Here is a 13,928-nt window from a genome sequence, read left to right as displayed (position 1 = left end):
ACCGCGTACCGTGGCCCCTCGGACCCGATCCGACCGCAGGAACCACGAGTGGCAGTCATGAGTGAAGGAACCATGCAGCGAGCAGCGATGCGAGATCAGCTTGACCGGCGTGACCAGCGTGAGCAGCGGGCGAAGGGTCTGCGCCGTGCCCTTGTCTGCGCCGCGGCCGTCCCGGTGATGCTGGTGGCCGCGGGCTGCTCCTCGGACTCCGGTTCCGGTGACAAGGCGGCCGAGGGCGGGGACGGCGGGGCGAAGTCCTCGGCGTCGTCGCCGGCGGCGAGCGCGTCGCCGACCGTGCAGGCCGCCGCGTACAAGGCGCTGCCGGAGGCGTGCAAGGTGCTGTCCGGGAAGACGCTGGACGACCTGGTGCCGAAGGCCAAGTCCGGTAAGAAGGGCTCCTCCGACGACACGTCGACGCGGGGCTCCTGCTCCTGGAGCAGCCTCGACAACAACGGGGTGAAGGGCTCGCAGTTCCGCTGGCTCAACGTCTCCCTGCTGCGCTTCGAGTCGGACGCCTCGCGGGGCGCGGGCGACAAGCTGGCGCAGGAGTACTACCGGGCGCAGGCGCAGGACGCCCGGTCGGTGACCGGCGCGAAGAACACGAAGTCGGAGCCTGTGCAGGGCGTCGGCGACGAGGCGACGGCGGTGCGCTACGACCTGAAGAAGAAGGAAGGCTCCTTCAAGCAGGAGACGGTCGTCGCCCGTACCGAGAACGTCGTGGTCACCGTCGACTACAACGGCGCCGGTCTGGCCGGTGAGAAGACCCCGGACGGCGACAAGCTGAACAAGCTGGCGCAGAAGGCGCTGAAGGAGGCCGTGGCGGCGGTCGCGAAGGCCAACGGCGCAGGCGGTGACGCGGGCACGCCGAGCAGCGCGCCTTCGAAGCCGGCGTCGAAGTCTCCCTCGGCCGGCGCGTCGAAGGACGCGTCGGGCTCCCCTTCCCCGTCAGCGTCGAAGAAGAGCTGACTGTCACACCCCGCCCACCGCTGCGTCACAACACGCAGCTCAGCGGGGGAGGTTGACCGGGCCCGGTTCCCCTCGGGGACCGGGCTCGTGCCGGTCCGGGGGCACGGGCACCGTCCGGATGTGCCACTCTGTTGCGCGCAACAACACGCATGGGGAGGGGAGTACGAGTGGCCGGGCCACCGCAGCTGACTCGGATGCACCGCGTTCTCATCGGCGTGGTCGTCTTCGGCGCCCTGATCATCGCCGGTATCGGCTTCGCCGGTTCGTACGCGGCCGTCCGCGAGCTGGCCATCGAGAAGGGCTTCGGGAACTTCAGCTATGTGTTCCCGATCGGCATCGACGCGGGCATCTGCGTGCTGCTGGCCCTGGATCTGCTGCTGACGTGGATCCGCATCCCCTTCCCGCTGCTGCGTCAGACGGCCTGGCTGCTGACGGCCGCGACGATCGCCTTCAACGGCGCGGCGGCCTGGCCGGACCCGCTGGGCGTCGGCATGCACGGCGTCATCCCGATCCTGTTCGTGGTCTCGGTGGAGGCGGCGCGGCACGCGATCGGCCGGATAGCCGACATCACGGCCGACAAGCACATGGAGGGCGTCCGCCTCACCCGGTGGCTGCTGTCGCCGGTGCCGACGTTCCTGCTGTGGCGCCGTATGAAGCTGTGGGAGCTGCGCTCCTACGAGCAGGTGATCAAGCTGGAGCAGGAGCGGCTGGTCTACCAGGCGCGGCTGCGTTCGCGCTTCGGCCGTGCCTGGCGCCGCAAGGCCCCGGTGGAGTCCCTGATGCCGCTGCGGCTGGCGCGGTACGGCGTCCCGCTGGCGGAGACGGCCCCGGCGGGCCTGGCGGCGGCGGGCATCGAGCCGGCGCTGCTGCCCCCGGCGCCTCCGCGGGAGGCGGTGCACTCGGCGGCCGGCCCGGTGGCCCTGGGCGGCGCGGAACGTCCGGCGGTGGCCGCCTCGATCCCCCGGCAGGCGGGCCCGGCGGGGCCGCCGGAGCCGGAGCCCGAGCCGGAGTACGTGCAGGACTGGTTCAACACGCCCCGGCAGGTGGAGTACCACGGCGGTTATGACGCCCAGTACGACCCGCAGGGGCACCTGGAGGACTGGTACGCGGAGCAGCAGCAGGCCGAGCAGTACCGGGACCAGTACGAGGAGGAGCCCCCGCTTCAGGAGCCCTCCCCGGAGGACACCGGCACGTTCCCGATCCCGGTGACGTCGGCCCGTACCCGGCAGCTCGGCGAGGGCGGCGGCACGCCGGCCCCGGAGCCGTCGGAGGAGGACTACTACCAGGTCTTCCGTCAGTCGATAGACGGCAGCTACCCGACGCCGCGGGTGCTCGGCGACAACATCGAGGCGACGTACGGGACGTCGCTGAGCCCCAGCGACCTGAAGACCCTGGCCGAACGGTTCCAGCAGCGCCACTCGGCGGAGCTGGAGGAGGACCACATCGCCTAGACCGTTCCGCACACGCTGATGGGGGCGCCCGGTGTTCACCGGGCGCCCCCATCGCGTAGGTGCCGGCGTCAGTCCCCGAGCAGGGTCCTCACCCGCTCCTGACCGACCGCCAGCAGCAGCGTGGGCAGGCGCGGCCCGGTGTCCCGGCCCACCAGCAGGTGGTAGAGCAGGGCGAAGAACGACCGCTGGGCGGTCTTGATCTCCGGCGGCAGCTCCTTGGGCGTGGCGTCCGCGGAGAAGCCGGCCTGCACCTTGGGCACGCCGTACACGAGGTGGGTCAGGCCGTCGAGCGACCAGTGCTCGGCGAGCCCGTCGAGCAGGAGCCGCAGCGACTGCCGGGACGCGTCGTCGAGGGACTTCAGCAGCTCGGTGTCGGGTTCGTCGCGCACGATGGTCCGCTGGTCGGCGGGGACGTGCGTGTTGATCCAGGCCTCGGCCTTGTCGTAGCGCGGGCGGGCCTCGTCCAGGTCGGACAGCGGGTTCTCCGGGTCGAGCTCGGAGAGGATGCGCAGCGCCTGGTCCTGGTGCCCGGCGGTGATGTCCGCGACCGACGCGAGGGTGCGGTACGGCAGCGGGCGGGGCGTGCGGGGCAGCTCACCGGCGGCGGTGCCGACGGCGCGGGAGTGCGCCGCGACGTCGGCGGGCAGCGCGGTGCCGTCGGCGACCTTGGCGTCGAGCTTGTCCCACTCGTCGTAGAGCCGCTGGATCTCCTGGTCGAAGGCGATCTTGAACGACTGGTTGGGGCGGCGGCGGGCGTACAGCCAGCGCAGCAGCTGCGGCTCCATGATCTTCAGCGCGTCGGCCGGGGTGGGCACGCCGCCCTTGGACGACGACATCTTCGCCATGCCGCTGATGCCGACGAAGGCGTACATCGGGCCGATGGGCTGCTCGCCGCCGAAGATGCCGACGATCTGCCCGCCGACCTGGAACGACGAGCCCGGCGATGAGTGGTCGACGCCGCTCGGCTCGAAGATCACGCCCTCGTAGGCCCAGCGCATCGGCCAGTCGACCTTCCAGACCAGCTTGCCGCGGTTGAACTCCTCGAGCCGCACGGTCTCCGCGAAGCCGCACGCGTCGCACGTGTACGACAGCTCGGTGGTGTCGTCGTCGTACGAGGTGACGGTGGTGAGGTCCTTCTCGCAGTTGCCGCAGTACGGCTTGTACGGGAAGTAGCCGGCGGAGCCGGAGCTGCCGTCGTCCTCGGCGGCGGCGCCGGAGCCCTCGGCGGCCTCCAGCTCGGCCTCGTCGAGGGGCTTCTGCTGCTTCTTCGCCGGGGCCTTCTTGGTGCGGTACTGGGCGAGGATCGCGTCGATGTCGCCGCGGTGCTTCATGGCGTGCAGGATCTGCTCGCGGTAGACGCCCGAGGTGTACTGCTCCGTCTGGCTGATGCCGTCGAACTCCACGCCCAGCTCGGCCAGCGACTCGACCATCGCGGCCTTGAAGTGCTCGGCCCAGTTCGGGTACGGGGAGCCCTTCGGGGCGGGGACCGAGGTCAGCGGCTTGCCGATGTGCTCGGCCCACGACTCGTCCGTGCCGGGGACGCCGGCCGGGACCTTGCGGTAGCGGTCGTAGTCGTCCCAGGAGATCAGGTGCCGGACCTCGCGGCCCCGGCGGCGGATCTCGTCGGCGACCAGGTGCGGGGTCATGACCTCGCGCAGGTTGCCCAGGTGGATGGGGCCGGACGGGGAGAGACCGGACGCGACGACGACCGGTTTGCCCGGGGCCCGACGCTCCGACTCCTCGATGACCTCATCCGCGAAACGGGAGACCCAGTCAGTGGTCTCGGTGCTCTGAGCCACGATCGGCACGTCCTTCTTTCTCCACAGGGCAGCCGCACGTCCGCGGCCGACACGTCATTCTCCCAGACGGTCTCGCGCTCGAGAAAACGGCTTTACCACCCATGGGATACTGGCTGGGTCTATCCGTCCCACGAGGAGAACGGCATCCCATCCCATGGCCTCGGTCACGCCCCTCAGCGCTTCTGTCGAGCAGCAGCTCACGTCCGCCCTCTCGGCCACCCTGCCGGAGGCGACCGACGTCGACCCGCTGCTGCGACGCAGCGACCGGGCGGACTACCAGGCGAACGGCATCCTCGCCCTCGCCAAGAAGGCCAGGTCGAACCCTCGGGAGCTGGCCGGCCAGGTCGTCGCGGGCATCACCACCGGTGACGTGATCCAGGACGTCGAGGTCTCCGGGCCCGGCTTCCTCAACATCACGCTCGCGGACCGCGCCATCGTGGAGAACCTGGCCGCGCGGTACGCCGACGGCGACCGGCTCGGCGTGGCACCCAAGGCCGAGCCCGGTGTCACGGTCATCGACTACGCCCAGCCGAACGTGGCCAAGGAGATGCACGTCGGCCACCTGCGTTCCGCGGTGATCGGCGACGCCCTGCGGGGCATGCTCGACTTCACCGGCGAGAGGACGATCGGCCGGCACCACATCGGCGACTGGGGCACGCAGTTCGGCATGCTCATCCAGTACCTGATGGAGCACCCGGGCGAGCTGGCGCCGCCGTCGGAGGTCGACGGCCAGGAGGCCATGTCGAACCTGAACCGCGTCTACAAGGCCTCGCGGGCGCTCTTCGACGCCGACGACGACTTCAAGGAGCGGGCCCGCAAGCGGGTCGTCGCCCTGCAGTCCGGCGACAAGGAGACCCTGGAGCTGTGGCAGCAGTTCGTGGACGAGTCGAAGGTCTACTTCTACTCGGTCTTCGAGAAGCTCGACATGGAGATCCGCGACGACGAGATCGTCGGCGAGTCCGCGTACAACGACGGCATGCCGGAGACGGCCCGCCTCCTGGAGGAGATGGGTGTCGCGGTGCGCTCCGAGGGCGCGCTCGTCGTGTTCTTCGACGACATCCGGGGCAAGGACGACCAGCCGGTCCCGCTGATCGTGCAGAAGGCGGACGGCGGCTTCGGCTACGCGGCCTCCGACCTGACCGCGATCCGCAACCGGGTCCAGGACCTGCACGCGACGACGCTGCTGTACGTGGTGGACGTGCGTCAGTCGCTGCACTTCAAGATGGTCTTCGAGACCGCCCGCCGGGCCGGCTGGCTGGGCGACGACGTCACCGCGCACAACATGGGCTACGGCACCGTGCTCGGCGCGGACGGCAAGCCGTTCAAGACGCGTGAGGGCGAGACCGTACGGCTGGAGGACCTGCTGGACGAGGCGGTGCAGCGGGCCGCCGAGGTCGTCCGGGAGAAGGCGCAGGACCTCACCGAGGACGAGATCCAGGAGCGGGCCGCGCAGGTGGGCATCGGCGCGGTGAAGTACGCCGACCTGTCCACGTCCCCCAGCCGGGACTACAAGTTCGACCTGGACCAGATGGTCTCGCTGAACGGCGACACGTCCGTCTACCTCCAGTACGCCTACGCCCGGATCCAGTCGATCCTGCGCAAGGCCGGCGAGGTCCGGCCCGCCGCGCACCCCGAGCTGGAGCTCCACGCGGCGGAGCGGGCGCTGGGCCTGCACCTGGACGCGTTCGGGGACACGGTCTTCGAGGCGGCGGCGGAGTACGCCCCGCACAAGGTGGCCGCGTACCTGTACCAGCTGGCGTCGCTGTACACCACGTTCTACGACAAGTGCCCGGTGCTGAAGGCCGAGACGTCCGCGCAGGTGGAGAACCGCCTGTTCCTGTGCGACCTGACGGCCCGCACACTGACCAAGGGCATGTCCCTGCTGGGCATCCGGACGCCCGAGCGCCTCTGACCTCGCCCGAACACGCGGGCACGCGGCCCGTCCTCTCCGATACGGAAGAGGACGGGCCGCGTCCGTGAAAGGCCGGCGCGTGCTCAGGCGTTGGCGAAGCGCTTGAACGCCGCCTTGGTGCCGGACCCGGCGACCCCGTCGATGGCGCCGGTGTAGCCGTAGTTCCTGAGCAGCCGCTGGAGCGCCTTGATGGTGTTCGGCCCGACGACACCGTCGATCGAGTCGTTGTAGCCCCAGTACTGCTTGAGGCAGCGCTGGAACGCCTTCCAGCTGTTGGTGCCGAGCTGTCCGTCGATCGCCCCGGTGTAGCCCCAGTACTCCTTGAGCCAGCTCTGGACCTTCTTCGCCTCGGCCGTGCTCAGTCCGAGGTTGTTCACCGCGAGGACGCTGACGTCGGAGCTCACCGCCGGCTGCCTGTCCGGCGCCGCGAAGCTCGTCCCGGCGGTCGCGAGGCTGCCGGCGGCGAGGCCGGCGACGGCGGTGACGCCGACGAGGGTCCTGGTCCAGACATTCGGTCGCATACGTGTCCCTCTCGATCTCGGTCAGATGGCGGCCGGTGCCGCCTGGCTGGCGATACGAGCCTGGGGCCTGCCGCCGGCCGGGTGCCACGACCGCCGCGGAAGTGACGTCGTCGCGGGACGTCCCACGCCGCGACCTGCGGGAACGCGGCGCGCCGGGACGTCACGGCGGGACGCCCGCGGCCGGGCGGTGGCCGAATCGCCGTCACTGCCGGAACCGGCCTCCGGTGCGGGTCGTGGTTGCTGATGCAGAATGCGGCGGGGGGCGCGGGGGCCACTGACCACGGACCGCGGGCCCGCACCGTGAACGCGAATGGGGGGAACATGTCGCGTTGGGCAGCGCTGCCCGCGGAACTGGATCCGCGTGTACGCCGGTTCGTGGTGTGCACACGCCGTGTGAAGGACCACAGCGGGCTGAGTCTGCGGCAGCTCGCGGCACGCACCGGGTACAGCCAGAAGTCCTGGGAGCGGTATCTGGGCGGCCGTTCGCTGCCGCCCGGGGAGGCCGTCGAGGCGCTGGCGCGGGCCGTCGGGGAGGATCCGACGCGGCTGCTCGCGCTGCGCGAGGTGGCGGCGGAGGCGTGGCACACCGGACGCGCCGGACCCGACGGACCGCCTGCCCCAAAGCCGAACTCGGACCCGGAGCCGGAAGCGGGCCCGGACGTGGACCCGGACGTGGACCCGCTCGTGGCGCCGGACGGCCCCGACGAGCCGCGCCCACCCGGCCGTTCGCCGCGGATCGCCCTGGCCGCCGGGGCCGTGGCGCTGGTGCTGGCGCTCTCCACGGCCGTGCTCCTCGTCGTCCGGCTGAGCGGCGGTGAGCAGGGCCGGCCGCCCGCCGCACTCGTGGCCACCGACGTACCGTCTCCGGCGCCCGCCTCGGCCACGGCACCGCTCTACACCTGCCGCCTGGAACGGGTCGACGGCCACTGGTACGCGGGCCTCAGCCGCACCCGGGACGCCATCCTCGCCCAGGGCCAGGCCGGACCGGACGTCGCCGAGGCGCAGTGCCTGCTGCGCCGGGCCGGTCTCGCGCCGGGCGCGGTCGATGGGATCTTCGGTCCGGTGACGCGGCGCGCGGTGAGGGAACTCCAGCGGCGGGACGGTCTCGTGGTGGATGGCATCGTCGGGCCGCACACCTGGAAGGCGCTGCGGGGATGACGTCACCGACGCCGCCGCCGTCGCCGGAGCGGGCCCGGCTCGCGGGCGCCCTGCGGGAGTTGAAGGACCGCACCGGGCTGAGCCTGGCCGGTCTCGCCGCCAAGACCACGTTCAGCAAGTCCTCCTGGGACCGCTACCTCAACGGCCGTACGCTCGCCCCGCGCGAGGCGGTGCGGGAGCTGTGCCGTCTCGCCGGGGAACCGGAGGGGCGCTGCCTGGCGCTGTGGGAGATCGCCGAGTCGGAGGGCAGCGGCCGGGCGGCGGAGCGCGTGGAACCGGTGTCGCGGCCGGCACCGCCCGCTCCGGAACAGCCCGCGCCCGCCGGAGCACGGCACCCGGTGCGGGACGGCTCCGCGTACCGCCGGGCGACGCTCGCCGCCGTGCTGGCCTCGGTGTCCGCCGTGGTCGTGGGCGCCCTGGCTGCGGTGGCCCTGCTCCTGCCGGGCCGGGGCGGCGGACCGGGAGCCGCGCTGTCACCGCCCCCGTCCGCGACGGGGCCGCGCTGCCGGGGCGCGGTCTGCGAGGGCAAGAGCCCGATGCGGATGAAGTGCGCGGGCGCGCCGCGGACCCTCGCCGCCTACCGGACGGCGACCGGCGCCTGGCTGGAGCTGCGCTACAGCCAGGAGTGCGGCACGAGTTGGGCCCGGATGTGGGGGACGCGGATCGGTGACCGGCTGGAGATGTCGGCGGCCCCGGGCGCCGGGACGGCGGAGGACCGGGTGCGCGGCGTGCGCATCGAGGACGGCGTCGACGCGGACTCGTACGTCTACACGCCGATGACGGCGGCCACGCCGGGCAGCGTCGTCCGGGCCTGCTTCGACCCGGCCGCCGGGGGCGGCGAGGAGTGCTTCGACAGCCGGATCGCGCGGTGAGTGTCAGTGCCGCCCCCTACAGTCACCGGCATGGCGACTCTTCCCAACCCGCTGCCGAAGCTCATGAGCGACCCCACCGGGGCCGCCCTCGGCCTCCGACTCCCGCCCGGGCGGCTCGTCGACACCACCCACCAGGGCGTCTGGCCCGAGCCGCTGCTGTGGCTCGCGGACGCGCCGGCCGCGCCCGGCGACTGGGCGGAGCTGGCCCCGGCCCGGCGGTCCGCCGGACTGCTGCCGGTCGTCGTCGACGCGGGCGGCGGGCAGGGCGGCCCGCAGGAGTGGGAGCTGGCGCCCGACGCGATGTCGTACCCGGGGGACCATGACGCCGACGAGGTCCTGGCCGACCTGTGGGAGGAGTACGCCGCCGGGGAGACCGGCCAGGACTGGCCCGGCCTGACCGAGGCCGGCGCCGCCGACCCCGGTCCCGACTCGCCGCAGGACCCGGACGCGGTGGCGATGACGCTCGTGGACGAACTGGTGGAGAGCGGCGGCCTGCTGGAGGACCCCCGGCTGGCCCTCGTCCCGGCCCGCCGCAGCGCGGACATCCCGGCGGCGATCGGCTGGTCGGGCCCGGTGAACCACGAGGGCGACACCGCGCGCCTGTGCGCGGTGCTCCGCTCCTGGGAGGACCGCTTCGGGATACGCGTGGTGGCGCTGGGCTTCGACCACCTGCTGGTCTCCGTCGCCGCGCCGCCGCTCACCCCGGCCGAGGCGGAGGCCGTCGCCGCCGAGCACTTCGCGTTCTGCCCGGACAACATCCTGCAGAGCGGCGACCCGAGCGTGCGCGCCTACGCCGGGACCCGGGTGCTCGGTCAGCCCGCCTGGTCCTTCTGGTGGGACTGAGCCCCGCCCGCCGGACTCAGGAGCGCAGCCCCTCCCCCAGCCGCCGCAGCCCCTCCGCGATCTCCTCGGGCGTCTGCGTCACGAAGCACAGCCGCAGCGTGGACCGGTCCGGCTCCCCGGCGTAGAAGGGCGCCCCGGGGACGTAGGCGACGTCGTGCCGCACCACCTGGGGCAGCAGCGCGGTGGTGTCGTACGAGGCGGGCAGCCGGACCCAGACGAACATGCCGCCCTCGGGCCGCTGCCAGACCGAGCCCTGCGGGAGCGTGTCCGGCAGCCCGGCCAGCAGGGCGTCGCGGCGGACGCGGTAGACCTCGCGGACCCCGGCGACATGGGGGTCGAGGCCGGGCAGGCAGCGCGCGGCGACGAGCTGGTTGACGGTCGGGGTGTGCAGGTCGGCGGCCTGCTTGGCGACCGCGCACGCCCTGCGCAGCGCGGCCGGGGCACGCAGCCAGCCCAGCCGCAGCCCCGGCGCCATCACCTTGGAGAAGGAGCCGAGCAGCGCGGTGCGGTCCTCGGCGCCCGGGTGGGAGGCGATCCAGGGCACGCGCTCGCCCTCGTACCGCAGTTCGCCGTACGGGTCGTCCTCGACGATCCACAGCCCGCGCTTCGCGGCGACCCGGGCGACGGCGGCCCGGCGGTCGGCGGGCAGGGTCCGGCCGGTCGGGTTCTGGAAGGTGGGAACGGTGTAGAAGAGCTTGGGCCGTTCCCGGGCGACGAGTTCGTCCAGCGCGTCGGGGTCCACGCCGTCCGCGTCACCGGGCACGGCCACGATCCGCGCCCCGGCGAGCCCGAACGCCTGAAGTGCCGCCAGATAGCAGGGCTCTTCGACGAGCACGGTGTCGCCGGGTTCCAGCAGCGCGGTCGCGAGGAGGGACAGGCCCTGCTGGGAGCCGGTCGTCACGAGGAGGTCGTCGGCGTCCGTGGCCAGGCCCTGGGCGGTCGTCCGGGCGGCGAGCCCGGCGCGCAGGGCGGGTTCGCCCTCGGTCGTGGAGTATTGGAGCGCCCGCTCGGGCACCTCGGTCAGCACGGACTGGAAGGCGGCGGCGACGGCCTGACGGTCGAACAGCTCGGGCGCGGGCAGGCCGCCCGCGAAGTTGATGACCTCGGGCCGGGCGGTGACGGCGAGGATGTCCCGGACGGGCGATCCGCCGACGGCGGTGGTCCGCGCCGCGAGCGGCGGTACGGCCGCCGGAGCCGCCGGAGTGCGGGGGGTTGCGGGCGCGGGCTCGGCGACGGTCATCGGACGGCTCCTTCGGCTGAGGCGACGGGTGCGCTTCCCTGCCCGGCAGCCTAGAGATCCATATGCCCTGTACAACGACCTTTCCGCGATACGGACGGAGCGGCCCGGGCGTCCCACGATCACGTCCCGGCCCCTCACATCCCCGCAGGTCAGAGACGTGCGGTCGCCTCAGGCGTCCCAGGTTTCCCGTACGGGGTAGCGAGCGCCCTCGCCGATCGAGCAGTGTGGGCACGATCCCAGCCCCTAGTCACGGAGGGCCTCGATGTCCGCACACCCCCCACGCTTCCGCGCCCGGCTCACCGCCGCCACGCTGGTGGCGGCCGCCACCCTCGCGCTCACCGCGTGCGAGGACGGCAAGGGCCTGCGCGACGAGGGCCCGTCGAAGGCGGCGGCCGACAACGGCCCGTCGCTCGGCGCCGCTACTGACGGCCGAGCTTCTGCGCGACCTCCGTCGCCCAGTAGGTGAGGATGTTCCGCGCGCCCGCGCGCCGGATGCCGGTCAGCGACTCCATGATGGCCCGGTCGCGGTCGATCCAGCCCTTCTCGGCGGCGGCCTCGATCATCGAGTACTCGCCGGAGATCTGGTAGGCGGCCACCGGCACGTCCACCGCGTCGGCGACCCGCGCCAGGATGTCGAGGTAGGGCCCGGCCGGCTTGACCATCACCATGTCGGCGCCCTCCTCCAGGTCGAGCGCCAGCTCGCGCAGGGACTCCCGGGCGTTCGCCGGGTCCTGCTGGTAGGTCTTGCGGTCGCCTTTGAGGGACGAGCCGACGGCCTCCCGGAAGGGGCCGTAGAACGCGGACGCGTACTTGGCGGTGTAGGCGAGGATGGCGACGTCCTCGCGCCCGATCTGGTCGAGCGCGTCCCGGATGACGCCGATCTGCCCGTCCATCATGCCGCTGGGCCCGACGACATGGGCGCCCGCGTCGGCCTGCACCTGGGCCATCTCGGCGTACCGCTCCAGGGTGGCGTCGTTGTCGACGCGCCCGTGCTCGTCGAGGACCCCGCAGTGCCCGTGGTCGGTGGTCTCGTCCAGGCACAGGTCGGACATGACGAGCAGGTCGTCGCCGACCTCGGCCCGCACGTCCCGCAGGGCGACCTGGAGGATGCCGTCCGGATCGGTGCCCGCCGTGCCGACGGCGTCCTTCTTGCTCTCCTCCGGCACCCCGAACAGCATGATCCCGGAGACACCGGCCGCGACGGCCTCCGCGGCGGCCTTCTTCAGGCTGTCCCGCGTGTGCTGGACGACGCCGGGCATCGCCTCGATCGGCACCGGCTCACTGACACCCTCCCGCACGAAGGCCGGGAGGATGAGGTCGGCGGGGTGCAGCCGGGTCTCGGCGACCATGCGCCGCATGGCGGGGGTGGTCCGCAGACGCCGCGGCCGAGTACCGGGGAAGGATCCGTACGTCGTCATACCTCTACGCTACGCCCGCCCCACCCGTGCCTTTGCCGACGCACAGTCGGCCCGGCGGACCCCGTTGTCAGTCCCGCCCCCTACCGTGCATGCGTGGACCGGACGACGACAGAAGACGACCGCACCCTCCCCGCGCCCCTCGCGGAACTGGCGTGCACGGAGATCGACTACGCCGACGGCGAGGGCATCGACTTCGAGCCCTACGACGCCTTCGAACCGGCCGAGGAGACCACCGGCTGGCTGCGCCAGTGGACGGGGAACGGTGAACTCGACGGCACCGCCTACCGCGTGTTCGGGCAGGACGGGACGGGCGGCCTCGCGGCCCTGTGGCTCGTGCGCCCGGGCCGCCCCCTCGTCGAGCAGCCCGTGGTGTTCATGGGCTCGGAGGGCGAGGTCGGCGTGGTCGCGGGGAACCTCTCGGACTTCCTGTGGATGCTGGCCGACGGCTGCGGCCCCATGGAGGCCGTGCAGTTCGGGGTCGGGGAGCCCCGCCCGGATGCGGCCCTCACCGCCCTCGCGGAGCGCCACGCCACGACGCCCCGCCGCCCGGCCCAGGTCGTCGTGGACGAGGCCCGCGCCGAGTTCCCGACCTTCGCCGAGGACATCGAGGCCCTCTGCCGCTGACCCCGCTCACGCCACCTGCGGTGGTGCGGGCACGGCGACGGAACGGCAGTCCCGGCACCGACCAGGCTGGGCGGCACGGAAGGCCCGTTCGCAGCCGTCGCAGGTCTGGAGGGGCAGGGGGCGCTCCCTCCTGCCGTCCGCGAGCGGCGGCGACGGCGCGGGACGGGGTGGCAGCGCCACCGGCAGCAGGGCGTCGAGCCGGTAACCGATCAGCCGCGCCGGGTTCCTCAACTCGATCGGCAGGTTGTCGGTCAGCGCGTGCTGGATCATGACGGCCGAGACCCCGTTGTCGAGCCACGCGGTGACGGCCGGCGTCAGCCGGTCGACATCCCGGCGCGAGAGGATCAGGCGGTCGTCCGCGCGGCGCAGGCCCGCCAGCAGGGCGGCAGCCCTGTCGTGCCGGGGGTCACGGGGTGCCGTCGGCTGCGCGGGGGGCGCTTCAGCCGGGGGCGTCGGAGGGGGAGGCGCTTGGTCGCCCTCCTCGGGAGCGGCCCGCACGTCCCCGCGTGCCACCGGCTGCCGCTCGACGGCCCGGCGCCGGGCCGGGGGACGCTCCGCCACGCGCAGCGGCGTGACGGCCGCCGCCGTCACCGGGGCGTGGTGGGCGTACGTGCGGGTGACCAGGCGACCGGACTCGGTGTGCTCGCGGACCCGGCGCAGATAGCCGTGCGCCTCCAACTCGCGCAGGGCGGAAGCGATCCGGTCCCGGCCCTCGGGGAAGCGGTCGGTGAGGCTGCGGATGTCGACCGGCGTGCCCTCGGGCACCGAGAAGATGTGGGTCGCGAGCCCGATGGCGGTCAGCGAGAGCTGACGGTGCTGGGCGAGGTGATTGCCGACGACGACGTACTGCCCGGACTGGTACGTGCGTACGTGGGTGACCCCGGAGGGGGTGGTGGTGCGCCGAAGCTCCTGCTTCGGGGGCACGGCAGCGATAGGCTTGTGCTCAGCCATGGGGAAGCCTCATTCTTCCTCGATGGTCAGGCCCTCGCATCGGGATTGCAGTCCCGGCGGGGGCCGTTGCATGTGTGCGGTTGTCGAGTGCGGCCGTCCGGCGCATATGCCGCGACCACCTCGGGCTGAGCCTGCACGCTCGACGGGCCGTTACGCCAGCCGGACCGACCACA

13 protein-coding genes are annotated in these 13,928 nt (G+C 72.9%); 8 read left to right on the top strand and 5 right to left on the bottom strand.

The features are described 5' to 3' along the window. Positions 1-72 precede the first annotated feature (72 nt). Both F8R89_RS20245 and F8R89_RS20240 read left to right on the top strand, forming a co-directional pair. Entirely contained in the window at positions 73-966 is an 894-nt protein-coding gene (locus F8R89_RS20245) for a DUF3558 family protein (protein WP_151785287.1), read from the top strand. Between the two features lie 194 nt (positions 967-1,160). Continuing rightward, complete coding sequence (locus F8R89_RS20240) at positions 1,161-2,417, top strand: DUF2637 domain-containing protein (RefSeq protein ID WP_151785286.1); 1,257 nt, start codon at positions 1,161-1,163, stop codon at positions 2,415-2,417. A 68-nt stretch (positions 2,418-2,485) separates the two neighbouring features. Here the strand turns inward: F8R89_RS20240 and lysS are convergent, their stop codons facing one another. Next, positions 2,486-4,225 (bottom strand): lysine--tRNA ligase, encoded by a 1,740-nt coding sequence (gene lysS, locus F8R89_RS20235; protein WP_151785285.1) that lies wholly within the window; start codon positions 4,223-4,225, stop codon positions 2,486-2,488. Positions 4,226-4,370: 145 nt separating this feature from the next. Here lysS and argS point away from each other — a divergent pair, with 145 nt between their 5' ends. Next, complete coding sequence (gene argS, locus F8R89_RS20230; protein WP_151785284.1) at positions 4,371-6,128, top strand: arginine--tRNA ligase; 1,758 nt, start codon at positions 4,371-4,373, stop codon at positions 6,126-6,128. Between the two features lie 83 nt (positions 6,129-6,211). Here the strand turns inward: argS and F8R89_RS20225 are convergent, their stop codons facing one another. Then, positions 6,212-6,649, bottom strand: coding sequence for a peptidoglycan-binding domain-containing protein (locus F8R89_RS20225; protein ID WP_151785283.1), 438 nt, complete (start codon positions 6,647-6,649; stop codon positions 6,212-6,214). 321 nt (positions 6,650-6,970) lie between these two features. On the opposite strand from F8R89_RS20225, the gene F8R89_RS20220 reads away from it, so the two are divergent. Genes F8R89_RS20220 through F8R89_RS20210 form a run of 3 tightly spaced genes read left to right on the top strand, consistent with a single transcriptional unit; the run spans position 6,971 to position 9,522 of the window. Then, a complete protein-coding gene (locus tag F8R89_RS20220; RefSeq protein WP_151785282.1) occupies positions 6,971-7,807 on the top strand; it encodes a peptidoglycan-binding protein in 837 nt (278 codons plus the stop codon). Further along, positions 7,804-8,679, top strand: coding sequence for a helix-turn-helix domain-containing protein (locus F8R89_RS20215; protein ID WP_151785281.1), 876 nt, complete (start codon positions 7,804-7,806; stop codon positions 8,677-8,679). The genes F8R89_RS20220 and F8R89_RS20215 overlap by 4 nt, the downstream gene beginning before the upstream one ends. 30 nt (positions 8,680-8,709) lie before the next feature. Beyond that, complete coding sequence (locus tag F8R89_RS20210) at positions 8,710-9,522, top strand: DUF4253 domain-containing protein (RefSeq protein ID WP_151785280.1); 813 nt, start codon at positions 8,710-8,712, stop codon at positions 9,520-9,522. Positions 9,523-9,538: 16 nt separating this feature from the next. Here F8R89_RS20210 and F8R89_RS20205 read toward each other — a convergent pair whose 3' ends face one another. Further along, complete coding sequence (locus tag F8R89_RS20205) at positions 9,539-10,762, bottom strand: PLP-dependent aminotransferase family protein (protein WP_151785279.1); 1,224 nt, start codon at positions 10,760-10,762, stop codon at positions 9,539-9,541. A 262-nt stretch (positions 10,763-11,024) separates the two neighbouring features. On the opposite strand from F8R89_RS20205, the gene F8R89_RS20200 reads away from it, so the two are divergent. After that, complete coding sequence (locus F8R89_RS20200; RefSeq protein WP_151785278.1) at positions 11,025-11,228, top strand: hypothetical protein; 204 nt, start codon at positions 11,025-11,027, stop codon at positions 11,226-11,228. Here the strand turns inward: F8R89_RS20200 and hemB are convergent. Further along, positions 11,182-12,180 carry a porphobilinogen synthase gene (gene hemB, locus F8R89_RS20195; protein WP_151785277.1) on the bottom strand — a complete coding sequence of 333 codons (999 nt, stop codon included), beginning with the start codon at positions 12,178-12,180 and terminating at the stop codon, positions 11,182-11,184. The genes F8R89_RS20200 and hemB overlap by 47 nt on opposite strands. Before the next feature lie 93 nt (positions 12,181-12,273). On the opposite strand from hemB, the gene F8R89_RS20190 reads away from it, so the two are divergent. Beyond that, positions 12,274-12,804 (top strand): SMI1/KNR4 family protein, encoded by a 531-nt coding sequence (locus F8R89_RS20190; RefSeq protein WP_151785276.1) that lies wholly within the window; start codon positions 12,274-12,276, stop codon positions 12,802-12,804. A gap of 6 nt (positions 12,805-12,810) precedes the next feature. Here the strand turns inward: F8R89_RS20190 and F8R89_RS20185 are convergent, their stop codons facing one another. Beyond that, entirely contained in the window at positions 12,811-13,755 is a 945-nt protein-coding gene (locus F8R89_RS20185; RefSeq protein ID WP_151785275.1) for a helix-turn-helix domain-containing protein, read from the bottom strand. Positions 13,756-13,928 lie beyond the last annotated feature (173 nt).

This window comes from Streptomyces sp. SS1-1 (assembly GCF_008973465.1).
GTDB lineage: Bacteria > Actinomycetota > Actinomycetes > Streptomycetales > Streptomycetaceae > Streptomyces.
This window is presented reverse-complemented; position numbering and strand designations above follow the sequence as displayed.

Bases quoted from the DNA above. Each gene is read 5' to 3' on its own strand.
- F8R89_RS20245 (WP_151785287.1), top strand. From the start codon at position 73: ATGCAGCGAGCAGCGATGCGAGATCAGCTTGACCGGCGTGACCAGCGT.
- F8R89_RS20240 (WP_151785286.1), top strand. From the start codon at position 1,161: ATGCACCGCGTTCTCATCGGCGTGGTCGTCTTCGGCGCCCTGATCATC.
- F8R89_RS20220 (WP_151785282.1), top strand. From the start codon at position 6,971: ATGTCGCGTTGGGCAGCGCTGCCCGCGGAACTGGATCCGCGTGTACGC.
- F8R89_RS20210 (WP_151785280.1), top strand. From the start codon at position 8,710: ATGGCGACTCTTCCCAACCCGCTGCCGAAGCTCATGAGCGACCCCACC.
- F8R89_RS20215 (WP_151785281.1), top strand. From the start codon at position 7,804: ATGACGTCACCGACGCCGCCGCCGTCGCCGGAGCGGGCCCGGCTCGCG.
- F8R89_RS20185 (WP_151785275.1), bottom strand. From the start codon at position 13,755: ATGGCTGAGCACAAGCCTATCGCTGCCGTGCCCCCGAAGCAGGAGCTT.
- argS (WP_151785284.1), top strand. From the start codon at position 4,371: ATGGCCTCGGTCACGCCCCTCAGCGCTTCTGTCGAGCAGCAGCTCACG.
- F8R89_RS20225 (WP_151785283.1), bottom strand. From the start codon at position 6,649: ATGCGACCGAATGTCTGGACCAGGACCCTCGTCGGCGTCACCGCCGTC.
- F8R89_RS20205 (WP_151785279.1), bottom strand. From the start codon at position 10,762: ATGACCGTCGCCGAGCCCGCGCCCGCAACCCCCCGCACTCCGGCGGCT.
- F8R89_RS20200 (WP_151785278.1), top strand. From the start codon at position 11,025: ATGTCCGCACACCCCCCACGCTTCCGCGCCCGGCTCACCGCCGCCACG.
- hemB (WP_151785277.1), bottom strand. From the start codon at position 12,180: ATGACGACGTACGGATCCTTCCCCGGTACTCGGCCGCGGCGTCTGCGG.